We start from the raw sequence: 25,927 nt of genomic DNA on the forward strand, positions 1-25,927 counted from the left end.
AAGTCATGTAGAAAAAACATATTAAACGGATAGAGTTCGCCGCGTGACGAAAAACAGTTCGTTTCTGATGATTAAAAAAATATGGACATCATTGGCGTGTCTTTTGGCGTCGAGATGTTTTACGTGTATGTGTTGTTTATTCACCAGAGAAACATACTAGGCGACTGCAATTATTTTCCGAAAGCTCTAGTCAATTCCGAACTTACGGAAGCCTTAAACTGTTTGTGGTTAATTTTAAGGAAAACCAGATGCGGACCTTGTTGGAAAGATTCTGCTGGAATTTCATACGCCAAGAAAATGTTGCTGTTAATGCAACTGTTTGTGTCGCTGTAATCAATTAGGCGCTAGCCTGTATTAATGCAGCAACGGTGATAGCGACTAAATTATTGCAATAGTCGACGCTGAATCAGCGTTTAGTCGCTCTCGAAAAATTTTTAGACATTCAAGTGTTCAACTGGATGATATGAATTATACATAGACGCTATTTTTAGTTACACGGTGTCGCCGAATTTACCTGAACTATATATGATACACAATATATTCGCGGTGCTTCACATTACTATGCACTTACCTGTTATCGCAATAAACGCTCTAAGGTAAAAATACTAGTGAACTTGTGCAAAGGCACTACTAAAATATATGGGCGGCCTGTAACTATTACGCAAGGCTAGAGCATTGAAAAATTCCTTAAGTGTCTAGCAAGAAAAAATATTTAATGCGTTGAAACACTAGTGGCAATATAGCAACATACTGATAATTTTCACCCCAGCCAAATAGTCACTAAAGTACTATGCAACTGAATATCCCGACATGGCTTACACTGTTCCGTGTCGTTACGATACCGTTCTTTGTCTTGGCTTTTTATCTGCCTTTTACCTGGGCGCCATTGTGCTGCGCGTTAATTTTCATCCTGGCTTCGGTAACGGATTGGTTCGATGGTTTTTTAGCTCGTCGTTGGAAACAGACTACCCGCTTCGGTTCGTTCCTCGATCCTGTCGCGGATAAAGTAATGGTCGCTATAGCGTTAATACTAGTAGCGGAACATTTCCATGCATGGTGGATTACGCTACCAGCAGCGACGATAATCGCTCGAGAAATCACTATATCCGCCTTGCGCGAGTGGATGGCGGAAATAGGTAAACGCAGCAGCGTAGCGGTTTCCTGGATTGGTAAGATTAAAACTATAGCACAAATGCTCGCATTGGTGGCGCTATTATGGCGGCCAGACAATATCGTGTCTAGGATAGGTATTGCTGCGTTATATGTCGCGGTCGTGCTAACGTTTTGGTCCATGTTTCAATACTTGTATGCTGCCAGGCACGATTTGTTTGAACATTGAGAGAAAGCTTTATTTTATATTGAGTCATACTGTGAGATCACATTAGAGTACGGTACATCAAAAGCAACCGAGAACTTGCTAATAGCTATCGTCAATATGGGAAATGAGCGATCATGACGCATAATTTACTAGTATTTACTTAATGCCACCCATTATTTTCTCTTATGTTGATAGGGAGCTTGAAAATTCATAGCGAATCCCAATATAAATAACGTAAATGTCTTTTGATATGTATTAAAGGAGAATGTTATGACTTACCGTTCTTTCTCTCTAATGCCAACATTGAGCAATAGTCTGCTTACCGACCGTTTTACCCAGATGGATAATCTGTTTAGCCGATTGACAGGAGAAAAGCCGTTATCAGACACTCCCGCTTATAATCTGCTAAAGAATAATGAGCGGCATAGGTTGACAGTAAGCGTTCCGGGCTATACGCAGGATGAACTAGACGTATCCATCCTCAACAATCAGCTTATGGTTCGTGGAAAACCAAATGTCGAAAAAACTGACGAGTCAGAGGAAAAAGAAGGAATAAGATGGTTGCATCAGGGTATTAGGAAAAGTGAGTTTTCCTTAAGCTTTACCCTTGAACACCGAATAATTATTCAACAGGCTAATCTGGCTTATGGGCTTTTGACACTGAATTTTACCTACGATATCCCTGAACAGGAAAAACCGCAGCAAATTTCCATTGATGTTAAAAATCAATCAGAGCGTCTAACTGGACATAACGCAGTGTAATCCTAACGCCCAAATTAGGGGCGTTAGGGTCGCTAATCAAATAATCAATTTTTAATACTTGTATATTCGATTGTGACTTAAATTTATTGAATTTCTGTGCGCTTTTTTTAAAAGCGCATGGAAATACAATCTGTCCTTGTTGTAATGCGGTTGATGGCGTTCGATGTGATGACCATTTAGCTTGGGAGCGCGAATATGACAATAAATGATTTTGGATGGAAGAATATTGGCAGGGGCATTTAAAAAAAGCCTCATGCTATTCCAAAGCAAGTTGCTGATGTTACGAACTTCTACTGGCATAGGATAATCCTAAACTGCCAACAGTGCAGATGTTCAAAGCCCACAACATATTTGCATCAGGAAGAGGACGCTAAAATCCGCGCTTAGCAATTGCTTTGCTTCCACAGTCCCAGTAAGCATCTTTGAAATAAAGATTCGGCTCTAGTTTTATTTTGGTTGTATGTTTCGCTGTCCCAGTTGTTGTTCAATTCAATATGGTGGCAAGGCTTTAAGTAATTAGCTTTACTTCCCTGCTCGGTGGAATGAAGAGAATCGTACGGCAAACATGTTTTCTATCTGTTTGATGTGCCGTTACACGGCCGACTAGATAATAGTGTTGCACATTTAAAACCGCGTCCACATGTTACGGCATCGAATGCTTGGAACATCCGATAATCTAGGAATTTTATTTATTTCTTTCTGTCAACAGGGTATCCCTTTAAATTAAGCTATATTTTATAAGATTGCGTGCGAAACATTACTGTTGTGAAAATTGATTGATACTGGCGTCTACACAGTATTGTGAATAGGACAAGCTATGACGCAGAATAACTTGAAAAAACGGTTTGATTAGCCGCGATCAAATATGTTCGGTCGTGGACGATTATAGGCGTTGGAACCGGTTCTACCGCTTCGCGTTTTATCGACGCGCATTGAGTTTCCGTTAAACCAAAAATCAAAGGGGCGGTAGCCACAATTCTAAGTCATCGTCTGCTCAATTGAAAAACCTAGGCATTCTTCTGTTCGACTTGAATGAGGTGGAATCCCTGGATATTTATGTCGACAGCGCTGATGAGATTAACGGAAGCATGCAGATGATCAAAGGAAGCAGCTGCGCTAACTCATGAAAAATTATCTCCTCCGTAGCGCGTCAATTTATCTGCATTGCTGATTCTAGCAAGCTAGTGGACGCGCTCGGTGTCTTTCCACTTCCGGTGGAAGTGATCCTTATGGCACGCGTCTGGGTATCTGGTCATTCTAGACGCGATAGCGATAGAGGAGAAAATTAATAATATCCCAGGCTTCGCGCGCCGCGGCGCCGATATAGTTCTTATCAGTAGCGAGCATGGCGTCAAAATTTTTGATTAAAGCACTGAGTGTGGTTATAATTTATCATACTCATAATATCCTTCTAGTAAAATTATTTGCTTTGCAAAATTGACTGGTGAAAACTACCTGCACCATATCTTTCTATCTATTATTGGGGCATGTGTCATAGCTCTAGCTGTTTACCAGATTGCGGAGGATGGTTTATTTCATACTACTGGCTAGCGTGGTGACATTATGGCGAAACGCCGCTTCATAGGTGCCCGTTAATCCATTCGCTGAAGATAATGTTTCCGGATAAAGTTCGCCGCCGAGTTGGGCGCCACTGGCTTTAGCAATCTGTTTCACTAATCTTGGATTAGTTTGGTTCTCAATAAAATAAGTGGTAATATGCTCTTTTTTGATCTGATCGATCAATCTTGCCACATCATTAGCACTAGCTTCGGCTTCTGTGGACAAACCGACCGGAGAAAGGAATTGCACGCCATATTCAGCGCCAAAATAGCCGAAGGCATCGTGACTAGTTAATACTTTACGTTTCGCCTGCGGAATGGAAATAAATTTTGCTTTAGCCCATGCGTCGAGCTTTTCCAATTTCTGAATATAAGTTTCACCGTGCTCACGGAAATAATCTACGTCCTGGGGATCAATTGCTATCAGTGCCTGCATGATGTTACGGGCATATAGAGCTCCGTTGTGCGCGCTATTCCAAGCGTGTGGATCAGTCAGTGTTTTACCGTTTACTTCTATTTTGCGAGGACTGACTCCTGTAGAGACGGTGACAATTTTACTCTGAGAGCCAGAGGCAATGATCAGACGATCAATCCACCCTTCCAGTCCCAACCCACTGATAAACACCACGTCCGATTTTGCTATCGACTGACTGTCTTTTGGCGAAGGCTCAAAGACATGAGGATCACCATTGTCTCCAACTAATTCGGTGACCTTGACATGCTCGCCGCCAACATGTCGGACGATATCCGCTAGTACGGAAAAGCTGGCTACTACGCTGACAGTTTTCGCCAGCGCGGAATGACTAGCCATAATCAAAGCTATCGCGCATAACAATGTAAAACGCTTCATGTCTTTCCCTTGCTAATAACGACGCCTACGCCGGCGCAGCAGTAAAGCGATGCCGCCGCTTGGCCCTAATAATATCGAGAAAAAAAACACCAAACTAGCTGATAACACGATAGTCGGACCAGAAGGCAATGAAGTGTAAAAAGACCATAGCAACCCGCACCATGAACAGAACATACTGATGACCGTCGCCAGCACCAGCATTTTGGGTAAGCTGATCGTCCAGCAGCGCGCAGCCACAGATGGCAACATCATCAATCCGACCGACATTAGAGTGCCGAGCATTTGAAAACCGGCCACAAGGTTTAGCACCACTAGCGCCAAAAACAGTGTTTGGATAAGACGTGGGAAACCGCTGGAATTGACGCGTAAAAAATCGGCATCAAACGCTTCGATAATCAGTGCGCGATACATCAACGCCAAACTGACGAAGGTTATGCTGGCAATAGCACCGATGAAATGAATGGCATCGGCATCGACTGCTAGGATTGATCCAAAAAGTAAATGTAGCAAATCAAGGCTTGATCCGTGTAGCGATACCAACGTTACTCCTAGTGCTAGTGAACCTAGGTAAAAACCCGCAAAACTAGCGTCTTCTTTTAACTGAGTTATCGAACTGGCCCAGCTAGATAATACCGCTACTATTACACCGGCGATAAAACCACCAATCCCCATGGAAATTAGTGACATACCAGACAGCAGATAGCCGGTGGCGACACCAGGCAATATGGCATGTGATAACGCATCCCCGACTAGACTCATACGGCGCAGCAATAAGAATCCTCCCAGCGGCGTCGTACTTAAGGACAAAGCGAAACAGGCCACTAGCGCCCGTCGCATAAAGCCATAATGAAAAAAAGGCTCGAATAATACATGTAGCATTTTTAGATACTCTGCAATCTTAGAAAGACGTCTGCACTAGCAGAATTTAGGTAAGTTGCTAAAATACAAGTTTCCACGCGGGTTGTGCTGATGACAACACTAATGTCTGTGGAAAATGCTTTTCCACCAGCCGATTGTCGTGCAGTACTACAATAATTGTACGTCCCTGACGGTGTAGTTGCCCAATGATAGTCATCAGCAAACTACATGTAGGTTTATCGATACCGCTAAACGGCTCATCAAGCAGAATCAATGGTGATCCCTGCACTAAAAGTCGGGCGAACAGCATACGCTGAAACTGCCCGCCGGAAAGCGTGCTGATGACGCGATGGGCTAATGTTTCTAGGCCGACACGTGTCAGCGCCTGCCAAATAGTAGCCTGACCGACTTGAGTTATTCGGTGCAATAGGCCACTGACTGGCCAACAACCCATTGCCACGACGTCAAATACGGTTAAAGGAAATTGGCGATCCATTATCGCTTGCTGCGGTAAATAGCTAATACGCGGCCGGCCAGCTGAGCTAAAAGCTAGTGATCCTTGAACTGGTGGTAACAAGCCTGCTAAGGTTTTTAGCAAGGTAGATTTTCCGGCACCGTTGTCGCCTACGATGGCAGTCATACTGCCGTTGTCAAAACGACCGTCCAGCGGAACACTCATACCTCGCCCCTGATATCCCGTTACTAAAGCCTGCAAGGTTATCATGGTAGAATCACTGACCAGGCGATGGTACTCCATAGTACCAAGAGAATTAAAAACACTATTAGCGTCCGTATTAGACTAGAAGTAATAAACAACTTCCGCCCCATCGTCAAGCGCCGTAAAAAAGAATGTGAAGACATGATATGACCTAAAATAGTAAATGTTATAAGATAACATATCACGTTTTCAGATTTACCGATAAACTTTCTGCCTAACTTAAGGATTTTGTTTCTACACATAACTTACTCACCTTTGAGGCCGACGGATTGTATATGCAGTAACGTCGTTTTACTCAAACTCGATAGTATATGTCGTAAAAATCACTGTCTAAAATCTTTATTTTTACGACTAGGAATTATCGTCACAAGTAAAGACAAGTATCAGTTGTTCTTTTTTTTATCAAAATCAATAAAAAGCAACTTTACACCTTAAGTTTTACTATGCTGGTATAGTTTTGTATAAATTTAATTGCAGTATTTAATATATTGTTCTCGAATATTTTATTGTGGCTTGATTATTGTTACTGAGTTTCATAATGTATTTTGAATACACTACTCCCTTCTGCTAGGTGCCTTTATCTATCATGCATGATTAGATAGCATCTATCCCATGTTTTGATTCTTTCTTTTGGAAAAAAGAAACGGTTCTACAGAAAGGCATTCGATGTGGGTATATAACGTTATCCCGCTCTTTTTTAAGAATATTGTGTACTTACTTGTATGACTAGTTGAGTAAACAAGATTGTTATAAGCAGTCTATGCATCAGTCATATAAAAGGCTATATTAAAACGTTTATACATTTCTTTCTATTTGTCCCAGCATTCCACATCTAAAACCATTCTTTCCATATCGACGATAGTCCAATGTGTATCTGTTGAGGCCTCAATAGAAAAAATGAAACTGAAACGGTCCCAAACATAGGCTACAGATCATATCATCAACTTTCTATTCTGCAATGAGAGCAAATGACATTAATTTTTGCCATATGATTTTAAAAAATAAGAAAAATCAGTTAATTTAAGTCATAGCTTATTCTGCCTAAAAAAGAGCAACTAATGCTTGTATTTAATTCGTAAGGTAGAATAGCGGGTAAGCCTAATCTTTGATTGTTTTCCAAGGAGCTTCTATGCCAATAAGGGCACGTACTTTGTGCAACGACATGCTAAATTTTGCTCGTAATCAGTTTACTAATATCCTTCTATTAGCGCTGTTGACGGCACTGATCAGTATCGTGTTAAGCCATGTGCTATCGCCTGGCAGTGAACAACTAATAACCTTGAGCGACGGTCGTCATATAGACGATACTGCTAATATGAGTTTCCAGCAGCGTATACAACATATGTCAATGGAACAGCAACGAATATTGCTGAAAGCGTCCGCCGCCAATAGCTTGGCGGGTTTAATTGGCGATGTGTTGTTGGTCGGCGGGTTGCTGACTATGATTCGCCAGGTTTCCAACCGGCACTCCATAAGCGTATTACGCGCCATCTGCTTGTCGGCGCCGTTGTTTCCGCGCTTACTGTTGCTTATCTTTTTTACTACTTTACTGGTGCAACTAGGACTGCTGTTGATTGTTATACCAGGTATCATGCTGGCCATTGCCTTTAGTCTTTCACCGATCATTGTCACTAACGACAATCTGAGCGCAATTAAATCAATGCGCCTCAGCGCCAGCCTAGCGCTTGCTAATCTTCGTCTGTTAGCACCGGCGGTTTTGGTTTGGTTGCTAGCAAAGTCCGCGATACTTTTGCTAGCAACTCGGTTCGCTTTAGTGTCACCGTTTGTAACAGCGATATTATTGAATGGATTAAGTAATCTAATTACTATCCTGCTGCTCATTTATCTTTATCGCCTGTATATGTTCTTACGACAAGCATGATGGCTGGCCTTTACGCTCTTTACCAGTGGATTTTGTGTTATGAAGCACTTTCTAGATTTTTTACCCTTAGCGATGTTTTTTATTTTCTATAAGCTCTATCACATTTACTACGCATCTGGTGCGTTAATTGTTGCCTCTGCACTAGTATTGGCTTATACCTGGTTACGTTATCGCAAGGTTAAGAAAATCGACTTAATTACTTTTGTAGTGGTAGTAATTCTAAACTCGTTGACACTTTATTATCACAACGTGGAATTTCTCATGTGGAAGATAACGGTAATTTATGCTCTATTTTCTGCAGTGCTTCTAGTTAACCAATTTGTATTTGGCAAGCCACTTATCCATCATATGTTGCCTAAAAAGGCCCAACTCCCGACCCGGGTTTTGAATAACTTGAATATTGCCTGGTCACTTTTTTTCTTAACTTGTTGTGCAGCAAATATTTATGTTTCTTTCTGGTTATCGCAAAGCGCGTGGGTTAATTTTAAGGTTTTCGGTCTTACTGGCCTGACATTACTTGCTACAATGATCAGCGGCATTTATATCCACCGCTATATTGGTGGAAAGCAAGCAAAATAATCATATCCATTAGTCTTTCGCCTTCAGCGCGGGCATCATTAAGCTAGAGAATATAAATGTAAAACGCGGGAATAGTGGTGCACTGTCATGTACCATCTCATGATGTTGTCATGTATCGATTTTGATTTTGAAAAGTACATGGTCATCACCCATAAAGTTTAGATTACGAAAGAACCAATTAAAACCATATTACCGCTGTAATCATATCAACAACAGTAAACAGTTCAATCAGAAAAAATGCTTACATGGTTTGGCAGATGCCGAGCACTCACTGACCCAATTGATGCAAACGGTTTTTCCTGCGCGGTATCCTGAGGATTTTTTGGGCACATTGAGCACTTTGCTTTGCTTTGATTAGCGGATATGGCCGCTTTGAAACGACCTTCTAAGCATTGTCAAGGTAGTAATGTTGAATAGGTTGCATATCATCGTTGAATTTATACACTAACGGCACGCCTGTCGGAATATTTAGTTCCAAAATTTCCCCTGCGCTCAGATTTTCCAAAACTTTCACTATGGCGCGAATGGAATTACCGTGGGCAGCGATGATGATCCGCTCCCCGTTCCTCATGCGGGGAAGAATCCTTTCGTTCCAATAAGGCATCATACGATCGATAGTCAACGCCAAGCTTTCTGTTGTCGGCAACTCTGCGGTGCTCAAGTTGGCATAATGGGGAGCATAACCAGGGAAACGCTTATCTTCACGGGTGAGCGCCGGCGGTCTAATATCAAAACTGCGACGCCACTTTTCTACTTGCTCGTCACCGTATTTTTCTGCAGTTTCAGCTTTATTTAGCCCTTGTAATGCACCGTAATGACGCTCGTTCAAGCGCCAGGATTTTTCCACCGGGAGCCAGGCTTGATCTAGCTCGTCCAGAATGATCCAGAGAGTATGGATAGCGCGCTTTAATAGCGAAGTGTAAGCAAAATCAAAGAAATAACCATTCGTTTTCAGTATTTGGCCCGCTTGCTTCGCTTCAGTGCGCCCTTTATCAGATAGGTCTATATCCGTCCAGCCTGTAAAACGATTTTCATGGTTCCAGCGACTTTCGCCATGACGTATCAAAACCAGTGTAGTTATAGTCATTACATACCTCCTCAAATTCTTAAGAATTTCATGATAATTCTCTGCATTATATGGCTTACTTATATCAAGTGGCAACTAAGGAGTAGTTTCGACTTTAATGGATATTCTTATAAGATATAAGAATTAGAATTGGCGGTATCACAAAGAATAAAAAATTTATGAGTATTTAAAGTTTATTTTTAAAGCTGTTTGCTCTATATTTATTTTTTGTTTCAAACAAAAACTAGTACCTGTTTTAATTTGTGATAACAGTGCTAGGTCAATATCCTTGCGTTACCTGCTATTACAGGATGCAGGCTTGGCTCAAGGTCATCTCAAACGTTCCGTCGCTCTTCACAGTTGCAGTGAATTGCTTGCCTGGGTAAGAAGACCGGCGGCTACTTTTCCTTGGTGCTCGTCGGTTCGGATAAAAACTGCATTGAACATCTATTCCGACTGATACCGCTGACCTTCGGTATAAAGAACAGGGTAAATTACCACATACCCATTGTCTATTATGATAACTGTTAGATACAACTGGATATCCCTTTTATAAAGGCAGCGGTAAGCAAGCTAATAGCGACCAAGCAATAGTGTTTCACGTACTTGCGGCGCCGAAAGGGGTCATCCCATTTCACCCGTATTAAATTTAATCAGATTGCAGCATTCTCTATTCGCCTACAGCTTGCTGTCGTTAAGTAACATAAATAAATCGGACTAGCCTAGTTGTTTAAAGCTTTGCATAATGGAAAGATTACTTTGTTGATTCCATTACTGGAGCTGTTGTTGCAGCGCGATCAACGAATTCAATATATGCCATCGGTGCACTGTCGCCTGCACGGAAGCCATGCTTTAAAATGCGAGTATAGCCACCAGCGCGGCTTGCGAAACGTGGGCCAAGTTCATTAAACAGTTTTGCCACGATCTCGTTATCACGAGTGCGAGCAAATATTAGACGACGATTTACTACGCTGTTGGTTTTGGCAAGTGTAATTAACGGCTCAACGACGCGTCGCAGCTCTTTCGCTTTTGGGAGAGTGGTCTTGATAATTCCATGACGCACTAAAGAGCCAGCCATGTTACGGAACATAGCCTGACGGTGACTGCTATTACGGTTCAGTTGACGACCAATCTTACGATGGCGCATGATCTTTTCCTTTTCAGTAAAACCTTAACCTGTGATCGGATTATTCATCACTGATACTTGCCGGAGGCCAATTCTCAAGACGCATGCCCAAAGATAGTCCACGGGCAGCCAGCACGTCTTTGATCTCAGTAAGAGATTTTTTACCAAGATTGGGTGTTTTCAACAACTCAACCTCAGTGCGCTGTACTAGATCACCGATGTAGTGGATCGCCTCTGCCTTGAGACAGTTAGCAGAACGAACAGTCAATTCCAGATCGTCAACTGGGCTTAGTAGGATCGGATCGAATTCCGGCTTCTCTTCTTTCACTTCCGGCTGACGTACATCACGTAAATCAATAAAAGCTTCAAGTTGTTCAGCTAGAATGGTTGCTGCACGGCGGATCGCTTCTTCAGGATCAATGGTTCCATTGGTTTCCATTTCGATGATTAGCTTGTCTAGGTCTGTACGTTGCTCAACGCGCGCTGCTTCTACATTATAGACAATACGTTCTACGGGGCTATAGCATGCGTCTAGTAGAAGACGGCCGATCGGGTGCTCATCTTCAGAATGAATTCGGGCAGAAGCTGGAACATAGCCACGCCCACGCTGAACTTTAATGCGCATACTGATAGTAGCATTTACATCGGTTAGATGACATAAGACATGCTTCGGTTTAATAATTTCAACACCCATATCGTGAGTGATGTCAGCTGCAGTTACAGGTCCGATACCGGATTTATTCAGGGTTAAGATAACGCTATCCTTACCCTTAATTTTCACCGCTAGCTCTTTCAAATTTAGTAGAACATCTAAAATATCTTCTTGTATACCTTCTTTAGTGCTGTACTCGTGCAGCACACCATCCATTTCAACCTCGGTCACCGCGTAACCCGGCATCGATGAAAGTAAAATACGACGCAACGCGTTTCCTAAAGTGTGGCCAAAACCACGCTCTAAAGGCTCAAGGGTCACCTTAGCGTGCGTCACGCTAACTTGTTCGATATTTACTAGGCGCGGTTTTAAAAATTCTGTCACAGAACCCTGCATTGTATCCTCTCTTTGCTACTCAGCTTTACTTGGAGTAAAGCTCGACGATCAGGTGTTCATTAATTTCAGCAGATAGATCGCTGCGTTCTGGAGTACGCTTGAACACTCCTTCCATCTTAGCAGTGTCAACGTTAAGCCAGATCGGCTTTTCACGCTGCTCAGCTAATTCCAAAGAAGCACGAACACGAGATTGCTTTTTCGCTTTTTCACGGATGCTAACAACATCATTTGGAGCAACCTGGTAAGAAGCGACATTAACAACACGGCCGTTCACCATAATCGCCTTATGGCTGACCAACTGGCGCGATTCAGCACGGGTAGAACCAAAGCCCATGCGGTAAACAACGTTGTCGAGACGTCTTTCCAGTAACCGTAACAGATTTTCACCGGTATTGCCTGTCAGGCGCGCTGCTTCCTTATAATAATTGCGAAACTGACATTCTAAAACACCATAGATACGACGAACTTTTTGTTTTTCGCGCAACTGTACGCCATAATCGGATAAACGCGATTTACGCGCACCGTGCTGACCGGGTGGTTGCGCAATCTTGCACTTGGAATCGATCTCACGAACACCAGATTTTAAGAAAAGGTCTGTGCCTTCACGACGGCTTAACTTAAGCTTAGGACCAAGATATTTTGTCATTTTTTTCTCCAACTAACCTTAAAGCGACTTTATACTCGGCGCTTTTTAGGTGGACGACAACCGTTATGGGGGATCGGAGTCACATCAGTAATGTTCGTGATGCGGAAACCAGCCGCATTTAACGCGCGAACAGTAGACTCGCGACCTGGACCTGGTCCTTTGACCATAACTTCTAAATTCTTGATACCATATTCTTTCACGGCTTCGGCACAACGTTCTGCTGTAACTTGTGCGGCAAAAGGAGTAGATTTACGAGAACCACGAAAACCGGAACTACCGGAGGTTGCCCAACCCAACGCATTACCCTGACGATCTGTAATAGTTACGATGGTATTGTTGAAAAACGCATGGATATGAGCCACCCCATCTGAAACTTGTTTTTTAACACGCTTACGCACACGAATAAGTGTCTTAGCCATTATTTACTCACCCCCAATTATTTTTTGGTCGGTTTACGCGGACCTTTACGGGTACGGGCATTAGTTTTGGTACGCTGACCGTGAACTGGAAGACCACGACGATGACGCAAACCACGATAAGTACTCAGGTCTATCAGACGCTTGATATTTAGGGTGACTTCACGGCGTAGATCGCCTTCGACAACAAATTTGGAAACTGCTTCACGCAGCGTGTCAAGCTGCTCTTCAGATAACTCACTGATCTTGACATGTTCAGCAATGCCCGTAGCTACGCAGATATGCTGCGAGCGGGTTTTGCCAATTCCGTATATTGACGTTAGGGCAATAACAGTATGTTTATGATCAGGAATGTTAATGCCTGCCATACGAGCCACTATGCACTCCTAAAATTTTTTAACGGCAACACTGTTCTAAAAAGTCCGTTCCAGGATACATAAACAATGTTGCGGCCACATATAAAAGATCAGCTGGCTAATCTAGCCATCTCAATCCAGGTTTGCAAGAAAAATGCCGAAATATTATCCTTGGCGTTGTTTATGTTTAGGCTCAGCATTGCAAATCACACGAACAACACCTTTACGTTTAATAATTTTACAGTTACGACATAATTTCTTGACGGAAGCACGAACCTTCATTTTTACTCTCCGTAATTTTCAAGCATACAGAATTAGCGGTTATAGTTTTTCAGATTTGCTTTCTTTAACGCGGACTCGTATTGACTTGATATCATCAGGGTCTGTGCTTGAGCAATAAAATCCATAATAACCACAACGACGATCAATAAAGACGTGCCTCCAAAATAGAAGGGAACGTTCATTGCATCACGCATAAACTCCGGGATTAGGCAAATGAAAGTAATGTACATGGATCCGACCAACGTCAGGCGGGTCATCACTTTATCAATGTACCGTGCCGTTTGCTCTCCCGGACGCATACCTGGTACAAATGCACCGGACTTTTTCAAGTTATCTGCTGTCTCACGCGGATTGAATACCAATGACGTATAAAAGAAACAAAAGAATATAATTGCAGACGCATACAGTAATACATAAAGCGGTTGACCAGGTTGTAAATAAAGCGCAATCGCAGTCAGCCAGTCCAAACCAGCTCCTTCTCCGAACCAGGATGCGATCGTGGCCGGTAGCAGAATGATACTGGAAGCGAAAATTGCTGGGATCACTCCGGCAATATTCACTTTCAGCGGTAAATGCGTGCTCTGGGCCGCATAAATGCGGCGTCCTTGTTGACGCTTAGCGTAGTTAACAGTGATACGACGTTGACCCCGTTCAACGAACACCACGAAAAACGTTACTGCAAACACCAGAATTGTAACAAATAGCAACACGAGAAAGTGCATATCGCCTTGTCGAATTTGTTCAATAGTGTGGCCGATGGCGGGTGGTAGACCAGCCACGATACCCGCGAAGATAATGATAGAGATACCATTACCGATACCCCGTGCAGTAATTTGCTCGCCCAGCCACATCAGGAAAATTGTCCCGCAAACTAGGCTTACTATGGCAGTAAAATAAAACGCAAAACTCGGATTAATCACCAGACCTTGCATTCCAGGTATATTTTGTAAACCTGTAGCAATACCAATTGATTGAAATATCGCCAATGCTAACGTGCCATAGCGCGTATATTGGCTAATTTTAAGTCTGCCAGCTTCACCTTCTTTTTTTATTTCGACCAGCGTTGGGTGAACCACCGTCAGCAGCTGAATGATGATCGACGCTGAAATATACGGCATGATCCCCAACGCGAAGATAGAAGCACGGCTGAGCGCACCACCAGAGAACATATTAAACATTTCAATGATGGTGCTGTGCTGTTGCTCGAGTAATTTCGCAAGTACGGTTGTATCAATTCCAGGGATAGGAATAAAAGAGCCAATTCGGAAAACAATAAGTGCCTCAATAACAAAAAAAAGTCTGCGTTTCAATTCATCTAAACTGCCTTTGGCACTCAGAAAGCCTGATCCCAGTTCTTTAGCCATCTCCTACTTATTCCTCAATTTTACCGCCAGCAGCTTCGATTGCAGCACGCGCGCCTTTGCTAACACGCAGATCGCATATGGTTAATGCACGTTTAACTTTTCCGGATAGCATAATTTTAGCGTATTCAGTCTGAATACCAACGATATTAGCAGCTTTCAACGTATTTAGATTCACCACATTGCCTTCTATGTGTACCAAATTGGACAAACGAATTTCCGCGGTGACAATGGATTTGCGTGACGTAAAGCCGAATTTCGGCAAACGCCGATACAGAGGCATCTGGCCGCCTTCAAACCCGCAACGCACCGCACCACCAGAGCGAGATTTTTGCCCCTTGTGACCTCGACCGCAAGTTTTGCCTAAGCCAGAACCAATACCGCGGCCTGAACGCTTAGAGGCGCGTCTAGAGCCCGCAGCCGGAGATAAAGTATTTAAACGCATCTATTGATCCTCAACTTTGACCATATAGGCGATCAAATTGATCATACCGCGGATAGCAGGTGTATCATTCCGCTTCACAGCGTGGCCAATATGGCGCAGCCCCAAACTAATCAGCGTTGCCTTATGCTTCGGTAGACAACCGATAGAACTACGAGTTTGAGTAATTTTGATAGTATGTATCATGGTTAATTATCTAAGAATTTCTTCAACGAATTTACCACGTTTCGCGGCAACCATTTCAGGAGACTTCATATGGCCAAGCGCGTCGATAGTTGCACGCACCACGTTTATCGGATTAGTAGAACCATAGGCTTTCGCCAGTACGTTGTGAACTCCTGCGACTCCCAGAACAGCGCGCATTGCACCACCGGCGATAATACCAGTACCTTTAGAAGCCGGCTGCATGTATACACGAGAGCCCGTGTGTACACCTTTTATCGGGTGCTGAAGGGTGCCGCTGTTCAGTGCGACACGCATCATGTTGCGACGAGCTTTTTCTATCGCTTTTTGGATTGCTGCCGGAACTTCACGTGCTTTCCCGTAGCCAAAGCCAAAGCGACCATTACCGTCACCGACAACCGTCAGTGCGCTAAAGCTGAAAATACGGCCACCTTTTACGGTCTTAGATACGCGGTTTACCGCGATCAGCTTTTCTTGAAGCTCGCCAGATTGTTTTTCGGTATGTGTCATTTTACACCTCTGCCTTAAAACTGAAGGCCAGCTTTACGGGCAGCATCTGCCAGTGCCTGGACTCGACCATGATATTGAAAACCGGAACGGTCAAAGGACACATTTTTGATCCCTTTTTTTAACGCCCGCTCGGCAATAGTTATACCTATTGCGGCGGCAGCATCCTTGTTGCCAGTACTCTTTAATTTCTCCGCAATAGCCTTTTCTACTGTAGAAGCAGCCACTAAGACCTCAGAACCGTTTGGTGCAATAACTTGTGCGTAAATATGACGCGGAGTACGGTGTAATACTAGGCGGATAGCACCTAATGCCTGTAGCTTGCGACGTGTTCGAGTTGCTCGTCGGATACGAGCTGTTTTCTTATCCATAGTGTTCCTTACTTCTTCTTAGCCTCTTTGGTACGCACGATTTCGTCGGCGTAAGGAACACCCTTACCTTTATAAGACTCCGGACGACGATAGGCACGTAGACTTGCCGCAACCTGGCCAATAACTTGCTTATCAGCGCCTTTCAATACGATTTCAATTTGGCTCGGGCATTCTGCGATAACACCTTCCGGCAGTCGATGATCAATAAGGTGAGAAAAGCCCAAAGATAAATTTATCATATTCCCTTTCACTTCCGCACGGTAACCTATACCTACTAACTGTAATTTTTTGACGAAGCCGTCGGTTACACCAATTACCATACTGTTCAGTAGCGCGCGTGTAGTTCCTGCAAGTGCCCAACCGTTAGCATACCCTTTTCGAGGAGAAACAGTCAGCTGATTATCAGTATGTTGAACATTAACAGCTGTGTGAATAGTACGACTTAGCTCACCATTTTTACCCTTAAGAGAAATAATCTGACTGTTCAGTTTTACCTCTACACCGAAAGGTATGACAACAGGTATTTTAGCAACACGAGACATTCTTACCTCACAATTACGCTACGTAGCAGATAATCTCGCCACCCAGCCCACCTTGGCGAGCTGTACGATCAGCCATAATACCTTTAGATGTAGAAATTATCGCTATACCCATACCTGCCATAACTTTCGGTAACGCATCTTTTTTCTTATAAATACGCAAGCCTGGGCGGCTAATACGTTGAATGATTTCTATTACCGGTTTGCCTTTAAAGTACTTTAGCACCACCTCTAATATCGGCTTGATATCGTCTGAAATTTTATAATCTTTAATAAAGCCTTCTTCTTTCAGTAAGTTAGCAATAGCCATTTTAAGCTTAGAAGAAGGCATGAAGACCGCGGTTTTATTCGCAGTCTGACCGTTTCGAATACGTGTCAGCATATCTGCAATAGGATCTTGCATGCTCATCTGTCTTTACTCCCGTGATTCGATTCATAACAATTTACCAGCTAGCTTTTCTCAAACCCGGGATTTCACCGCGCATAGCGGCTTCACGGACTTTGATACGGCTTAAGCCGAATTTTCGCAAGAAAGCGTGCGGACGACCTGTTTGGCGGCAGCGGTTTCGCTGACGAGACGGGCTGGAATCACGCGGCAGAGTCTGCAGCTTGAGCACCGCATCCCAACGGTCTTCATCGGAAGAATTCACATCGGAAATTATAGTTTTAAGCTCGATGCGTTTGGTGAATAATTTATTAGTTAATTTCACACGTTTTACTTCGCGCGCTTTCATTGATTGTTTAGCCATTAGTCACCCTACCTTATTTTCGGATTGGGAAATTAAAAGCGGTCAACAGCGCACAGCCTTCATCATCGGATTTCGCAGTGGTAGTAATGGTAATATCCATGCCACGAAGGCGATCAATTTTGTCGTAGTTAATTTCCGGGAAGATGCTTTGTTCATGTACGCCCATGCTGTAGTTGCCATTGCCGTCAAATGATTTAACGGATAAACCACGGAAATCACGGATACGTGGTACAGCAATGGAAATCAGGCGCTCAAAGAATTCCCACATACGTTCGCCACGCAGGGTTACTTTACAACCGATCGAATAGTCTCGACGGATTTTGAAGCTAGCAACAGATTTACGTGCTTTTGTGATAAGCGGCTTTTGACCTGAAATCACGGACAAATCAGCTGAAGCGTTATCCAACAGCTTTTTGTCGGAAATGGCCTTACCGACACCCATATTCAGGGTGATCTTCTCAACCCGAGGGACTTGCATGACAGAGCTATAACCAAACTGTTTCATCAGTTGAAAAACTACTTTGTTTTTGTAGTAATCATGCAGTTTCGCCATCGTACTACTCCAAATTACTTAATAATTTCGCCGTTAGATTTGAAGAAACGTACCTTTTTGCCGTCTTCAATTTTAAAGCCAACACGGTCAGCTTTACTGGTCGCTGTATTAAAAATTGCAATGTTGGAAAGAGAGATGGCTGCTTCTTTTTCGAAGATACCACACTGTTGCTTCATAGCCGGTACTGATTTTTGATGTTTCTTGACCAGATTAATCCCTTCAACAATAACCCTGTCTGAAGACAGGACAAGTTTTACTTTACCTCGCTTCCCTTTATCTTTTCCGGTCCGCACGATGACTTCGTCATCACGACGGATTTTCGCTGCCATGACTTGCTCCTTATGCTCCTTAAAGTACTTCAGGCGCTAAAGAAATGATCTTTATAAATTTTTCTGTACGTAGTTCACGAGTCACCGGCCCAAAAATACGCGTACCGATAGGTTGTTCACTATTATTGTTTAACAAAACACAAGCATTACTATCGAAACGAACGACAGAACCGTCAAGGCGACGAATGCTATTCTTGGTGCGTACCACTACTGCTTTCAGGACATCACCTTTTTTAACTTTGCCACGAGGAATGGCTTCCTTAATGGTAATTTTGATAACGTCGCCGACGCCTGCGTAGTGACGGCGCGAGCCACCTAAAACCTTGATACACATTACGCGACGTGCACCAGAGTTGTCGGCCACGGTCAGCATAGTCTGTTCTTGGATCATATTAGTGCTCCGCACATATCAACTACTTCTTCTTCAAGAAGAACCATAATACAGCATTCGGCATTGTAACACCGCTCCTGGCGTATGGGTAGAAAAATTAAATGGATCAATATTTAAAGCGCAATTACTGTTTTACAGGATCGCTTTTTCTACAACACGAACCAGTGTCCAAGACTTAGTTTTGGAAATCGGACGACATTCGCTGATTTCAACGATATCGCCAATATTACTATCATTATTCTCGTCATGTACGTGGAGTGTAGTTGTTCGTTTAATAAACTTGCCGTAGATTGGGTGTTTCACAAAGCGTTCAATGGCGACAACAATAGATTTCTCCATTTTATCGCTGACTACACGCCCTTGTAGGGCACGGATTTTATCATTCATTATACACCGCCTTCTCAGCCAATAACGTCTTTACACGCGCAATATCGCATCGTACCTTCTTTAATAAGTGGGTCTGCTGCAGTTGGCCATTGGCTGCCTGTATACGTAAGTTGAATTGTTCGCGCAACAGATCCAAAAGTGCCGTGTTCAATTCTTTAGCGTTTTTTTCACGCAGCTTATTTGCTTGCATTATATCACCGTCTTAGTTACAAAGGTGGTTTTAATCGGCAGTTTTGCCGCTGCTAGCTTGCAAGCTTCACGGGCAAGCTTTTCCGGAATACCGTCCATTTCGTACAGGACTTTACCTGGCTGAACCAAGGCAACCCAGTATTCTACGTTACCTTTACCTTTACCCATACGCACCTCAAGCGGCTTTTCTGTAATCGGTTTGTCAGGAAAAATCCGGATCCAGATTTTTCCTTGACGCTTAACTGCGCGTGTTATTGCACGACGTGCTGATTCGATTTGACGAGCGGTCAAACGACCACGGCCAACAGCTTTCAGACCAAAAGTACCGAAGCTAACATCCATACCTGCTGCCAGACCACGGTTGCGACCTTTGTGCATCTTACGGAATTTTGTACACTTTGGTTGTAACATCAGCGACTCCCTTTACTTTCGGACTTTACGCTGCTGCTTTTTAGGTTGAGCAGCCGGTTCTGATTGTTCGACGGCAGTTATACTACCTAAGATCTCACCTTTAAAGATCCATACTTTGACGCCGATGACACCATAAGTGGTATGCGCTTTAGATGTGTTATAGTCGATATCTGCACGCAGGGTGTGCAATGGAACACGACCTTCGCGATACCATTCAGTACGTGCGATTTCAGCACCTCCCAGACGGCCGCTGACTTCAACTTTAATCCCCTTGGCGCCAAGACGCAGAGCGTTCTGCACAGCAGACTTCATCGCACGACGGAACATAACACGACGTTCTAGCTGCGAAGAGATGCTGTCGGCAGTCAGCTTGGCGTCTAATTCCGGCTTACGGATTTCAGCGATATTAATCTGCGCCGGAACGCCAGCAATATTCGCTACGACTTTACGCAGTTTTTCGACGTCTTCGCCTTTCTTACCGATTACAATTCCAGGACGAGCGGTGTAAATAGTCACACGGATGCTCTTGGCAGGACGTTCGATCACCACGCGGGAAACCGAAGCTTTCGACACTTTTTTTGTTAGAAATCGACGAACTTTAAAGTCGCTGTCCAGGTTGTCAGCAAATTCTTTTGTATTTGCATACCAGGTAGAATTCCAAGGTTTAACAATACCTAATCGAATACTATTTGGATGTACTTTCTGACCCATTGCTAGCCTCCACAGTTTCAGCGATCGGACACAACCACAGTAATATGGCTAGTGCGCTTCAAAATATGATCCGCACGACCTCTAGCGCGCGGCATAATGCGCTTTATGTTCGGGCCCACGTCGACGAAAATCTTCGCGACTTTTAGATCATCGATATCTGCGCCATCGTTATGTTCAGCGTTAGCAATAGCAGACTTTAGTACTTTCTTCACTAGACCAGAAGCTTTCTTATTGGTGTAAGTAAGAACTTTTAGAGCTTGCGACACTTTCTTACCGCGAATTAGATCGGCTACCAAGCGAACCTTTTGAGCAGAAGAACGAGCGTGGCGATGTTGAGCGATAGTTTCCATCTCTTCCTCCTACTTTATCGCTTTTTAGCTTTTTTGTCGGCCGCATGGCCGCGATAAGTACGCGTCGGTGCGAATTCACCTAGTTTGTGACCGACCATTTCATCAGCGACAAAAACGGGTACGTGCTGACGTCCATTATGGACAGCAATAGTCAAACCGATCATTGTTGGAAAGATCGTTGAACGACGGGACCAAGTGCGAATAGACTTCTTGTTACCGCTTTCCACTGCTTTTTCTACCTTCTTCAGCAAGTGCAGGTCAATAAATGGACCTTTCTTGAGAGAACGTGGCATGGTTTATCCTCTAATATTATTTGCTACGACGACGCACGATAAATTTATCGGTACGTTTATTGCTACGTGTCTTCTTCCCTTTGGTCTGCATGCCCCACGGGGTTACCGGGTGCTTACCAAAATTACGACCCTCGCCACCACCGTGCGGGTGGTCAACCGGGTTCATCGCCGTACCGCGAACGGTTGGACGAATGCCACGCCAGCGATTAGCGCCAGCCTTACCTAATACACGCAGCATATGTTCAGCGTTACCAACTGTCCCTAAGGTCGCGCGGCATGAGGACTGAATTTTACGAATTTCACCTGAACGCAAACGTAGTGTAACATAAGCGCTATCACGAGCTACAATCTGAACATAGGCACCTGCGGAACGCGCTAGCTGACCGCCTTTGCCCGGTTTCATTTCTACGTTATGTACGGTTGAACCAACCGGAATATTGCGCATTGGTAGAGCGTTTCCGGCTTTGATTGCTGCATCAACGCCAGATTGAAGCTGGTCACCAGCCTTCAAGCCTTTCGGTGCTAGGATATAACGACGCTCACCATCTTTATACAAAACCAGCGCGATGTTAGCGGAACGGTTAGGATCATGCTCTAGCCGTTCTATCACTGCCGGAATACCGTCTTTATTGCGCTTAAAGTCAATTAAACGATAGCGTTGTTTATGACCACCGCCGATATGGCGCGTAGTGATACGGCCATTGTTGTTACGGCCACCGGATTTGCTGAAACTTTCCAACAACGGGGTGTAAGGTTTACCTTTATGCAACTCAGGATGGACCACTTGAACAACGTGGCGACGACCCGGAGATGTCGGTTTACATTTAACAATTGCCATTATTCTTACTCCTCCGACCTACTCTTTTCCGCCGATGAAGTCCAAGTTTTGGCCTTTTGTCAGTGTGACGTAAGCTTTTTTCCAATCGTTACGACGTCCGATACACTGTCTGTGACGTTTGGTTTTTCCTTTTATGACTAGGGTGCGCACGTTATTGACTTCGACTTTAAACAGTTTATGCACAGCGGCTTTGATTTCTGCTTTAGTTGCATCTTTAGTTACTTTAAGTACAATAGTATTGTGTCGTTCCATCTCGGTAGATGCTTTTTCAGAAACATGCGGTGCGCGTAATACTTTTAATAGACGCTCTTCACTACTCATGCCAACATCTCCTCAACTCTTTTAACAGCATTAGCTGTTAAAAGAACTTTGTCGAAAGTTATCAGGCTAACTGGATCGATATTATTAGCATCACGTACTTCTACTTTATAGAGATTACGCGCCGCTAAGAATAAATTTTCATCTAGTTCTCTGGTAATGATCAGCACATTTTCTAAATCCATGTCTTTCAATTTCTGTGCCAGCAGTTTGGTTTTTGGCGATTCGACAAAAAATTTTTCAACAACGATCAAACGATCCTGACGTGTCAGTTCAGACAAGATGCTTTTCAGCGCTCCACGATACATCTTTTTATTTACTTTTTGACTGTAATTCTGCATCTTAGCGGCAAAAGCAATGCCACCAGAACGCCAGATTGGGCTCTTCAGGCTACCGGAACGCGCACGGCCCGTACCCTTCTGACGCCAGGGTTTTTTGCCGGAACCACTGACTTCAGCACGGGTTTTCTGACCGCGTGTCCCTTGACGGGCATTTGCTGTATAAGCTACAACAACCTGGTGAACTAATGCTTCATTGAAGTCACGTCCAAAAGTAGTTTCGGAAACAGTCAGCGCGTTTTGCGCGTCTTTCAATACCAATTCCATGCCTATCTCCTCGACGTTACGCCTTAACAGCCGGTTTAACGATCAGGTTACCACCGGTTGCTCCTGGGACGGCGCCTTTGACTAGCAGGAAATTGCGTTCCACGTCAATACGTACCACGTCCAGGCTTTGGACGGTTACGCGTTCGTTGCCCAGCTGGCCAGCCATTTTCTTGCCCTTAAATACTTTTCCCGGGCTCTGATTCTGACCAATAGAACCTGGAACGCGGTGGGATAAAGAGTTACCGTGGCTAGCATCTTGTGTACGAAAATTCCAACGCTTTATAGTTCCGGCAAATCCTTTTCCTTTTGAGAGACCAGTAACGTCGACTTTTTTTACATTAGTAAACAATTCTACCGTGATACTTTGGCCAACGGTGACTTCTTCGCTGTTTTCTACGCAGAATTCCCATAGACCACGGCCGGCTTCAATTCCTGCCTTAGCAAAATGACCGGCTTCTGGTTTGGTTACGCGATTAGTTTTTTTAGTACCGGCGGTAACCTGAATAGCGCGATATCCATCGTTTTCTAGAGTTTTAACCTGGGTGATGCGGTTTTCTGTAATTTCGATAACGGTGACGGGAATAGAAACACCATCTTCTGTGAAGATACGAGTCATGCCTATTTTACGTCCGATTAAACCTTGCATGGTTTTAACCTCTCAATCATTCTACAACCTGATTAACCCAGGCTGATTTGCACGTCTACACCAGAAGCCAGATCTAGACGCATCAGAGCATCAACGGTTTTTTCAGTTGGTTCAACGATGTCAACTAGACGTTTGTGAGTACGGATTTCATACTGATCACGCGCATCTTTATTAACGTGCGGAGAGATCAAAATGGTAAAGCGTTCTTTACGAGTCGGCAGCGGGATCGGACCACGTACCTGAGCGCCGGTACGTTTGGCTGTCTCGACGATTTCCACGGTTGATTGATCAATCAAACGATGATCAAACGCTTTTAAACGGATACGGATTCTTTGGTTCTGCATGAGACCAGAGCTCCAATTATTTATAAAAGCAAAACTACCCTCACTCCCATTTCGTGATGGGGGAGTGTAATCGTTCAGTGTTATCCCTCAATTGGGGATGTTGTCATCCGACTTACCGCCTATAAGGTTAATGCGGCTCCAATGAGCGAGTTAACTTATCACAGTAACACCTACAAAACAAGTGTATAGATTGTACATAAATTTGTACAGAAAATAAACACAACAGTAAAAAAGGGAAAGCATAGAGGAGGAAAAGCTCGCTGTTTTAGATACATTGTCATAAATACTGTTGACTATTTTGAGTGATGACAACAAGAGGAAAACGCCGAAAAGAAAAGAGATTAGATGCTAAGTAGACAGTGTGGATGCACTAATGATTGCGCTCCGTGCAAATCGACCGTTTAACGGTCGCACCTAAACTAACTTTGCCGCTGCAGATCATCTTGGAGACCGATATATCTATAGGATTTTCTTCGTCAGTTAAAATTACGATCAGATATATCGTCGTCGCTTATCGAACCTATTAGTCGACGTATCATTATCAATATCAATCATCATCTTTCGACGTCTCACTGATATTCAACCAATTGATATCCTAGAGTTTTTCAACCCTTCTAAGAAGAGGATATATACGATATGGTATGGTGTTGTTATATTTAATTTTAAAAGCAATTGTTTTACGAAGACTCTTAATGAAAGCAGGGACATTCCAGTTATGCGGTTCTGTCCGAAGAGTATATTTTGCTTACTACATGATTGGCCGAATCCAATTTCCGGACAATCGTAGGATAATACGTTTCTTTGTCCTTGCTAGTCAGCTGTAAAGTTGGGCAGGTGTTTAATTATTGTTACAAAATTAGGTTTTTAATAAATCTAAAATAGCTAAACTTTTAATTATTTTATTTCCACCACTATGTATCATTAATAGTATGTTTGTAAAAGCGTACCGTAACGGGGTTGTGCTTTTATTCGCGTATTTACAGTCCCTTTGATAAATTTACTTTTCAATAAAAGTTAACACTTCTTAATATTAACCAATATTTTATGTTTTAACTCTGATGTCTTTATTGGGAAAGATGCGTCGGTTAATTAATATATTGAATAGATGTGTTTATCTGCTACAAGAGTGTTTTTAGATCGAAGGGAGTCATTGAGGTCTCCTCTCGCTACCTATAATCTAGGCGACCTAAATAAGCATTTGAAAATAATACTCCACCTAACATGCAATATGTTTATCTCGTAGCAACATCATTAACCCACTTTCATAACTGCAATATATTCGTAACAATTGGTTATTTTAATGTAGTAATTTTTCAGGTATTTTGTTGCTGTTTAGTCCGTTTGTTAGTCAAGTCGATCAGGAAGTATTCTAGAGGCTAACGCAGACAATAGCAGGAAGAACAGCGTCTGTTTCAGACGTGCTACTTTCGATCTGTAAATGCTAAATAAGCTTGACTACTGTTTTTGATTGAACAGTGCCTCTCTATTTATTAGGACATGAGCGAGTGCGTTACCTACATTCTGATATAGAAACAATAGAGCGAGTGTAACGATTTTGCATTTAACATCCTGGTTGCTATTTGCCGCATGAAAGACCAGATGTGCCAAAAAATATTGTTAGTAGCGATATTGGAAATTAGATGCAGTACGCATGTTCAGAATCAGGATGTGATGCAAGCCATGTTTGAAGATATTGTAACTTCATTTTACCAGCGAGTTAACTAAGTATATATTCATCACAATATGGCAATACATAGTTCCATATGTAGGAATACTGCTCTAAGGCATTTTAAACATTACATTAAAGCAAGTTATCGATAACTTAGAGTTTAATATTGAAGTCGTTAGACGAACAATGCTTTTCTTTTATATACCTACAAAAATAATCATCAGCACAAAAACCTTGCTTTGGAGGAAAGTAAGGCAACATAGTTCTTTATATGA

At 43.2% G+C, this 25,927-nt stretch carries 35 protein-coding genes and 2 pseudogenes; 5 read left to right on the top strand and 32 right to left on the bottom strand.

From position 1 onward, the window contains the following. Window positions 1-790 precede the first annotated feature (790 nt). The 3 genes and pseudogenes from pgsA to A4A68_RS03925 all read left to right on the top strand — a co-directional run bounded on the left by pgsA (window position 791) and on the right by A4A68_RS03925 (window position 3,369). Window positions 791-1,339, top strand: a complete 549-nt coding sequence (gene pgsA, locus A4A68_RS02390; RefSeq protein WP_067566145.1) for a CDP-diacylglycerol--glycerol-3-phosphate 3-phosphatidyltransferase — start codon at window positions 791-793, stop codon at window positions 1,337-1,339. Window positions 1,340-1,588: 249 nt separating this feature from the next. Then, window positions 1,589-2,080 carry an Hsp20 family protein gene (locus A4A68_RS02395; protein ID WP_067566147.1) on the top strand — a complete coding sequence of 164 codons (492 nt, stop codon included), beginning with the start codon at window positions 1,589-1,591 and terminating at the stop codon, window positions 2,078-2,080. A 1,037-nt stretch (window positions 2,081-3,117) separates the two neighbouring features. Then, window positions 3,118-3,369: pseudogene (locus tag A4A68_RS03925) on the top strand (ribose-5-phosphate isomerase A). A 241-nt stretch (window positions 3,370-3,610) separates the two neighbouring features. On the opposite strand, the gene A4A68_RS02400 reads toward A4A68_RS03925, so the two are convergent. From A4A68_RS02400 to A4A68_RS02410, 3 genes are read right to left on the bottom strand one after another with little or no spacing between them, the layout of a single operon-like run. Next, the gene (locus A4A68_RS02400) at window positions 3,611-4,489 is read right to left on the bottom strand and encodes a metal ABC transporter substrate-binding protein (RefSeq protein WP_067566149.1); all 879 of its coding nucleotides are present in this window, start codon (window positions 4,487-4,489) and stop codon (window positions 3,611-3,613) included. A gap of 12 nt (window positions 4,490-4,501) precedes the next feature. Continuing rightward, window positions 4,502-5,368 (bottom strand): metal ABC transporter permease, encoded by an 867-nt coding sequence (locus tag A4A68_RS02405; RefSeq protein WP_067566151.1) that lies wholly within the window; start codon window positions 5,366-5,368, stop codon window positions 4,502-4,504. A gap of 58 nt (window positions 5,369-5,426) precedes the next feature. Then, a complete protein-coding gene (locus tag A4A68_RS02410; protein WP_231938057.1) occupies window positions 5,427-6,104 on the bottom strand; it encodes a metal ABC transporter ATP-binding protein in 678 nt (225 codons plus the stop codon). Between the two features lie 1,090 nt (window positions 6,105-7,194). On the opposite strand from A4A68_RS02410, the gene A4A68_RS02415 reads away from it, so the two are divergent. Beyond that, window positions 7,195-7,947 (top strand): YciC family protein, encoded by a 753-nt coding sequence (locus tag A4A68_RS02415; protein ID WP_067566153.1) that lies wholly within the window; start codon window positions 7,195-7,197, stop codon window positions 7,945-7,947. Window positions 7,948-7,986: 39 nt separating this feature from the next. Continuing rightward, window positions 7,987-8,526, top strand: coding sequence for a septation protein A (locus A4A68_RS02420; RefSeq protein ID WP_067566155.1), 540 nt, complete (start codon window positions 7,987-7,989; stop codon window positions 8,524-8,526). 338 nt (window positions 8,527-8,864) lie between these two features. Here A4A68_RS02420 and gpmA read toward each other — a convergent pair. The 29 genes and pseudogenes from gpmA to rpsJ form a co-directional block, all read right to left on the bottom strand. Next, window positions 8,865-9,613: pseudogene (gene gpmA, locus A4A68_RS02425) on the bottom strand (2,3-diphosphoglycerate-dependent phosphoglycerate mutase); the annotation flags it as partial. 733 nt (window positions 9,614-10,346) lie between these two features. Then, entirely contained in the window at window positions 10,347-10,739 is a 393-nt protein-coding gene (rplQ, locus tag A4A68_RS02430) for a 50S ribosomal protein L17 (RefSeq protein WP_067566159.1), read from the bottom strand. 40 nt (window positions 10,740-10,779) lie between these two features. Then, complete coding sequence (locus tag A4A68_RS02435; protein ID WP_067566161.1) at window positions 10,780-11,766, bottom strand: DNA-directed RNA polymerase subunit alpha; 987 nt, start codon at window positions 11,764-11,766, stop codon at window positions 10,780-10,782. A gap of 25 nt (window positions 11,767-11,791) precedes the next feature. Then, window positions 11,792-12,412 (bottom strand): 30S ribosomal protein S4, encoded by a 621-nt coding sequence (gene rpsD, locus A4A68_RS02440; protein WP_067566163.1) that lies wholly within the window; start codon window positions 12,410-12,412, stop codon window positions 11,792-11,794. 29 nt (window positions 12,413-12,441) lie between these two features. Beyond that, entirely contained in the window at window positions 12,442-12,831 is a 390-nt protein-coding gene (gene rpsK / locus A4A68_RS02445; RefSeq protein WP_067566165.1) for a 30S ribosomal protein S11, read from the bottom strand. Between the two features lie 17 nt (window positions 12,832-12,848). Continuing rightward, the gene (rpsM, locus tag A4A68_RS02450) at window positions 12,849-13,205 is read right to left on the bottom strand and encodes a 30S ribosomal protein S13 (RefSeq protein WP_067566167.1); all 357 of its coding nucleotides are present in this window, start codon (window positions 13,203-13,205) and stop codon (window positions 12,849-12,851) included. A gap of 144 nt (window positions 13,206-13,349) precedes the next feature. Next, window positions 13,350-13,466, bottom strand: coding sequence for a 50S ribosomal protein L36 (rpmJ, locus tag A4A68_RS03250; RefSeq protein WP_082800156.1), 117 nt, complete (start codon window positions 13,464-13,466; stop codon window positions 13,350-13,352). Window positions 13,467-13,498: 32 nt separating this feature from the next. Then, window positions 13,499-14,830 (bottom strand): preprotein translocase subunit SecY, encoded by a 1,332-nt coding sequence (gene secY / locus A4A68_RS02455; protein WP_067566169.1) that lies wholly within the window; start codon window positions 14,828-14,830, stop codon window positions 13,499-13,501. A gap of 7 nt (window positions 14,831-14,837) precedes the next feature. Further along, complete coding sequence (rplO, locus tag A4A68_RS02460) at window positions 14,838-15,272, bottom strand: 50S ribosomal protein L15 (protein ID WP_067566172.1); 435 nt, start codon at window positions 15,270-15,272, stop codon at window positions 14,838-14,840. Next, window positions 15,273-15,455 carry a 50S ribosomal protein L30 gene (gene rpmD, locus A4A68_RS02465; protein ID WP_067566175.1) on the bottom strand — a complete coding sequence of 61 codons (183 nt, stop codon included), beginning with the start codon at window positions 15,453-15,455 and terminating at the stop codon, window positions 15,273-15,275. Between the two features lie 6 nt (window positions 15,456-15,461). Then, entirely contained in the window at window positions 15,462-15,962 is a 501-nt protein-coding gene (rpsE, locus tag A4A68_RS02470) for a 30S ribosomal protein S5 (RefSeq protein WP_067566178.1), read from the bottom strand. Window positions 15,963-15,976: 14 nt separating this feature from the next. Next, on the bottom strand, window positions 15,977-16,330 hold the full coding sequence (gene rplR, locus A4A68_RS02475; RefSeq protein ID WP_067566180.1) for a 50S ribosomal protein L18: 354 nt from the start codon (window positions 16,328-16,330) through the stop codon (window positions 15,977-15,979). A gap of 8 nt (window positions 16,331-16,338) precedes the next feature. Then, complete coding sequence (gene rplF, locus A4A68_RS02480; protein ID WP_067566184.1) at window positions 16,339-16,872, bottom strand: 50S ribosomal protein L6; 534 nt, start codon at window positions 16,870-16,872, stop codon at window positions 16,339-16,341. Window positions 16,873-16,885: 13 nt separating this feature from the next. Continuing rightward, window positions 16,886-17,278, bottom strand: a complete 393-nt coding sequence (gene rpsH, locus A4A68_RS02485; RefSeq protein WP_067566187.1) for a 30S ribosomal protein S8 — start codon at window positions 17,276-17,278, stop codon at window positions 16,886-16,888. A gap of 34 nt (window positions 17,279-17,312) precedes the next feature. Then, window positions 17,313-17,618 carry a 30S ribosomal protein S14 gene (rpsN, locus tag A4A68_RS02490; RefSeq protein ID WP_067566190.1) on the bottom strand — a complete coding sequence of 102 codons (306 nt, stop codon included), beginning with the start codon at window positions 17,616-17,618 and terminating at the stop codon, window positions 17,313-17,315. Between the two features lie 13 nt (window positions 17,619-17,631). Beyond that, the gene (rplE, locus tag A4A68_RS02495) at window positions 17,632-18,171 is read right to left on the bottom strand and encodes a 50S ribosomal protein L5 (protein WP_067566194.1); all 540 of its coding nucleotides are present in this window, start codon (window positions 18,169-18,171) and stop codon (window positions 17,632-17,634) included. Between the two features lie 14 nt (window positions 18,172-18,185). Continuing rightward, window positions 18,186-18,500 (bottom strand): 50S ribosomal protein L24, encoded by a 315-nt coding sequence (gene rplX / locus A4A68_RS02500; RefSeq protein ID WP_067566196.1) that lies wholly within the window; start codon window positions 18,498-18,500, stop codon window positions 18,186-18,188. 19 nt (window positions 18,501-18,519) lie between these two features. Continuing rightward, window positions 18,520-18,891 (bottom strand): 50S ribosomal protein L14, encoded by a 372-nt coding sequence (gene rplN, locus A4A68_RS02505; RefSeq protein WP_067566199.1) that lies wholly within the window; start codon window positions 18,889-18,891, stop codon window positions 18,520-18,522. Window positions 18,892-19,023: 132 nt separating this feature from the next. Beyond that, window positions 19,024-19,278, bottom strand: coding sequence for a 30S ribosomal protein S17 (gene rpsQ, locus A4A68_RS02510; RefSeq protein WP_067566202.1), 255 nt, complete (start codon window positions 19,276-19,278; stop codon window positions 19,024-19,026). Continuing rightward, a complete protein-coding gene (gene rpmC / locus A4A68_RS02515) occupies window positions 19,271-19,468 on the bottom strand; it encodes a 50S ribosomal protein L29 (protein ID WP_067566205.1) in 198 nt (65 codons plus the stop codon). The genes rpsQ and rpmC overlap by 8 nt, the downstream gene beginning before the upstream one ends. Beyond that, window positions 19,468-19,878, bottom strand: a complete 411-nt coding sequence (rplP, locus tag A4A68_RS02520; protein WP_067566208.1) for a 50S ribosomal protein L16 — start codon at window positions 19,876-19,878, stop codon at window positions 19,468-19,470. Before rplP ends, rpmC begins: the two co-directional genes overlap by 1 nt. A 12-nt stretch (window positions 19,879-19,890) precedes the next feature. After that, window positions 19,891-20,589, bottom strand: a complete 699-nt coding sequence (gene rpsC / locus A4A68_RS02525) for a 30S ribosomal protein S3 (RefSeq protein ID WP_067566211.1) — start codon at window positions 20,587-20,589, stop codon at window positions 19,891-19,893. Between the two features lie 17 nt (window positions 20,590-20,606). Continuing rightward, window positions 20,607-20,939, bottom strand: coding sequence for a 50S ribosomal protein L22 (rplV, locus tag A4A68_RS02530; protein WP_067566214.1), 333 nt, complete (start codon window positions 20,937-20,939; stop codon window positions 20,607-20,609). A gap of 14 nt (window positions 20,940-20,953) precedes the next feature. Continuing rightward, window positions 20,954-21,232: a 30S ribosomal protein S19 gene (rpsS, locus tag A4A68_RS02535; protein WP_067566217.1), complete on the bottom strand. Its 279-nt coding sequence runs from the start codon at window positions 21,230-21,232 to the stop codon at window positions 20,954-20,956. 16 nt (window positions 21,233-21,248) lie between these two features. Next, window positions 21,249-22,070, bottom strand: coding sequence for a 50S ribosomal protein L2 (gene rplB, locus A4A68_RS02540; protein WP_067566220.1), 822 nt, complete (start codon window positions 22,068-22,070; stop codon window positions 21,249-21,251). A gap of 18 nt (window positions 22,071-22,088) precedes the next feature. Then, on the bottom strand, window positions 22,089-22,391 hold the full coding sequence (gene rplW / locus A4A68_RS02545) for a 50S ribosomal protein L23 (protein WP_067566223.1): 303 nt from the start codon (window positions 22,389-22,391) through the stop codon (window positions 22,089-22,091). Continuing rightward, window positions 22,388-22,993 carry a 50S ribosomal protein L4 gene (rplD, locus tag A4A68_RS02550; RefSeq protein ID WP_067566226.1) on the bottom strand — a complete coding sequence of 202 codons (606 nt, stop codon included), beginning with the start codon at window positions 22,991-22,993 and terminating at the stop codon, window positions 22,388-22,390. The genes rplW and rplD overlap by 4 nt, the downstream gene beginning before the upstream one ends. 16 nt (window positions 22,994-23,009) lie before the next feature. Continuing rightward, window positions 23,010-23,639 carry a 50S ribosomal protein L3 gene (rplC, locus tag A4A68_RS02555; RefSeq protein ID WP_067566229.1) on the bottom strand — a complete coding sequence of 210 codons (630 nt, stop codon included), beginning with the start codon at window positions 23,637-23,639 and terminating at the stop codon, window positions 23,010-23,012. Between the two features lie 32 nt (window positions 23,640-23,671). Next, window positions 23,672-23,983, bottom strand: a complete 312-nt coding sequence (gene rpsJ / locus A4A68_RS02560; RefSeq protein WP_067566232.1) for a 30S ribosomal protein S10 — start codon at window positions 23,981-23,983, stop codon at window positions 23,672-23,674. Between the last annotated feature and the right edge of the window lie 1,944 nt (window positions 23,984-25,927).

The sequence above is a fragment of the Candidatus Doolittlea endobia genome (genome assembly GCF_900039485.1).
GTDB lineage: Bacteria > Pseudomonadota > Gammaproteobacteria > Enterobacterales > Enterobacteriaceae > Doolittlea > Doolittlea endobia.

Excerpts from the sequence above, each read along its gene's own strand:
- rplO (WP_067566172.1), bottom strand. The coding sequence starts at position 15,272 with ATGCGTTTAAATACTTTATCTCCGGCTGCGGGCTCTAGACGCGCCTCT.
- rpsC (WP_067566211.1), bottom strand. The coding sequence starts at position 20,589 with ATGGGTCAGAAAGTACATCCAAATAGTATTCGATTAGGTATTGTTAAA.
- rplF (WP_067566184.1), bottom strand. The coding sequence starts at position 16,872 with ATGTCTCGTGTTGCTAAAATACCTGTTGTCATACCTTTCGGTGTAGAG.
- rplW (WP_067566223.1), bottom strand. The coding sequence starts at position 22,391 with ATGAGTAGTGAAGAGCGTCTATTAAAAGTATTACGCGCACCGCATGTT.
- rpsQ (WP_067566202.1), bottom strand. The coding sequence starts at position 19,278 with ATGAATGATAAAATCCGTGCCCTACAAGGGCGTGTAGTCAGCGATAAA.
- A4A68_RS02410 (WP_231938057.1), bottom strand. The coding sequence starts at position 6,104 with ATGGAGTACCATCGCCTGGTCAGTGATTCTACCATGATAACCTTGCAG.
- A4A68_RS02400 (WP_067566149.1), bottom strand. The coding sequence starts at position 4,489 with ATGAAGCGTTTTACATTGTTATGCGCGATAGCTTTGATTATGGCTAGT.
- A4A68_RS02415 (WP_067566153.1), top strand. The coding sequence starts at position 7,195 with ATGCCAATAAGGGCACGTACTTTGTGCAACGACATGCTAAATTTTGCT.
- rpsE (WP_067566178.1), bottom strand. The coding sequence starts at position 15,962 with ATGACACATACCGAAAAACAATCTGGCGAGCTTCAAGAAAAGCTGATC.
- rplC (WP_067566229.1), bottom strand. The coding sequence starts at position 23,639 with ATGCAAGGTTTAATCGGACGTAAAATAGGCATGACTCGTATCTTCACA.
- rplR (WP_067566180.1), bottom strand. The coding sequence starts at position 16,330 with ATGGATAAGAAAACAGCTCGTATCCGACGAGCAACTCGAACACGTCGC.
- rplV (WP_067566214.1), bottom strand. The coding sequence starts at position 20,939 with ATGGAAACTATCGCTCAACATCGCCACGCTCGTTCTTCTGCTCAAAAG.
- A4A68_RS02405 (WP_067566151.1), bottom strand. The coding sequence starts at position 5,368 with ATGCTACATGTATTATTCGAGCCTTTTTTTCATTATGGCTTTATGCGA.
- rpsK (WP_067566165.1), bottom strand. The coding sequence starts at position 12,831 with ATGGCTAAGACACTTATTCGTGTGCGTAAGCGTGTTAAAAAACAAGTT.
- A4A68_RS02435 (WP_067566161.1), bottom strand. The coding sequence starts at position 11,766 with ATGCAGGGTTCTGTGACAGAATTTTTAAAACCGCGCCTAGTAAATATC.
- pgsA (WP_067566145.1), top strand. The coding sequence starts at position 791 with ATGCAACTGAATATCCCGACATGGCTTACACTGTTCCGTGTCGTTACG.
- rpsS (WP_067566217.1), bottom strand. The coding sequence starts at position 21,232 with ATGCCACGTTCTCTCAAGAAAGGTCCATTTATTGACCTGCACTTGCTG.
- rpsD (WP_067566163.1), bottom strand. The coding sequence starts at position 12,412 with ATGACAAAATATCTTGGTCCTAAGCTTAAGTTAAGCCGTCGTGAAGGC.
- rplP (WP_067566208.1), bottom strand. The coding sequence starts at position 19,878 with ATGTTACAACCAAAGTGTACAAAATTCCGTAAGATGCACAAAGGTCGC.
- rpmC (WP_067566205.1), bottom strand. The coding sequence starts at position 19,468 with ATGCAAGCAAATAAGCTGCGTGAAAAAAACGCTAAAGAATTGAACACG.
- rpmD (WP_067566175.1), bottom strand. The coding sequence starts at position 15,455 with ATGATACATACTATCAAAATTACTCAAACTCGTAGTTCTATCGGTTGT.
- A4A68_RS02420 (WP_067566155.1), top strand. The coding sequence starts at position 7,987 with ATGAAGCACTTTCTAGATTTTTTACCCTTAGCGATGTTTTTTATTTTC.
- rplB (WP_067566220.1), bottom strand. The coding sequence starts at position 22,070 with ATGGCAATTGTTAAATGTAAACCGACATCTCCGGGTCGTCGCCACGTT.
- rplN (WP_067566199.1), bottom strand. The coding sequence starts at position 18,891 with ATGATCCAAGAACAGACTATGCTGACCGTGGCCGACAACTCTGGTGCA.
- rpmJ (WP_082800156.1), bottom strand. The coding sequence starts at position 13,466 with ATGAAGGTTCGTGCTTCCGTCAAGAAATTATGTCGTAACTGTAAAATT.
- rpsJ (WP_067566232.1), bottom strand. The coding sequence starts at position 23,983 with ATGCAGAACCAAAGAATCCGTATCCGTTTAAAAGCGTTTGATCATCGT.
- rpsN (WP_067566190.1), bottom strand. The coding sequence starts at position 17,618 with ATGGCTAAACAATCAATGAAAGCGCGCGAAGTAAAACGTGTGAAATTA.
- rplE (WP_067566194.1), bottom strand. The coding sequence starts at position 18,171 with ATGGCGAAACTGCATGATTACTACAAAAACAAAGTAGTTTTTCAACTG.
- rplD (WP_067566226.1), bottom strand. The coding sequence starts at position 22,993 with ATGGAATTGGTATTGAAAGACGCGCAAAACGCGCTGACTGTTTCCGAA.
- rplX (WP_067566196.1), bottom strand. The coding sequence starts at position 18,500 with ATGGCAGCGAAAATCCGTCGTGATGACGAAGTCATCGTGCGGACCGGA.
- rpsH (WP_067566187.1), bottom strand. The coding sequence starts at position 17,278 with ATGAGCATGCAAGATCCTATTGCAGATATGCTGACACGTATTCGAAAC.
- secY (WP_067566169.1), bottom strand. The coding sequence starts at position 14,830 with ATGGCTAAAGAACTGGGATCAGGCTTTCTGAGTGCCAAAGGCAGTTTA.
- A4A68_RS02395 (WP_067566147.1), top strand. The coding sequence starts at position 1,589 with ATGACTTACCGTTCTTTCTCTCTAATGCCAACATTGAGCAATAGTCTG.
- rplQ (WP_067566159.1), bottom strand. The coding sequence starts at position 10,739 with ATGCGCCATCGTAAGATTGGTCGTCAACTGAACCGTAATAGCAGTCAC.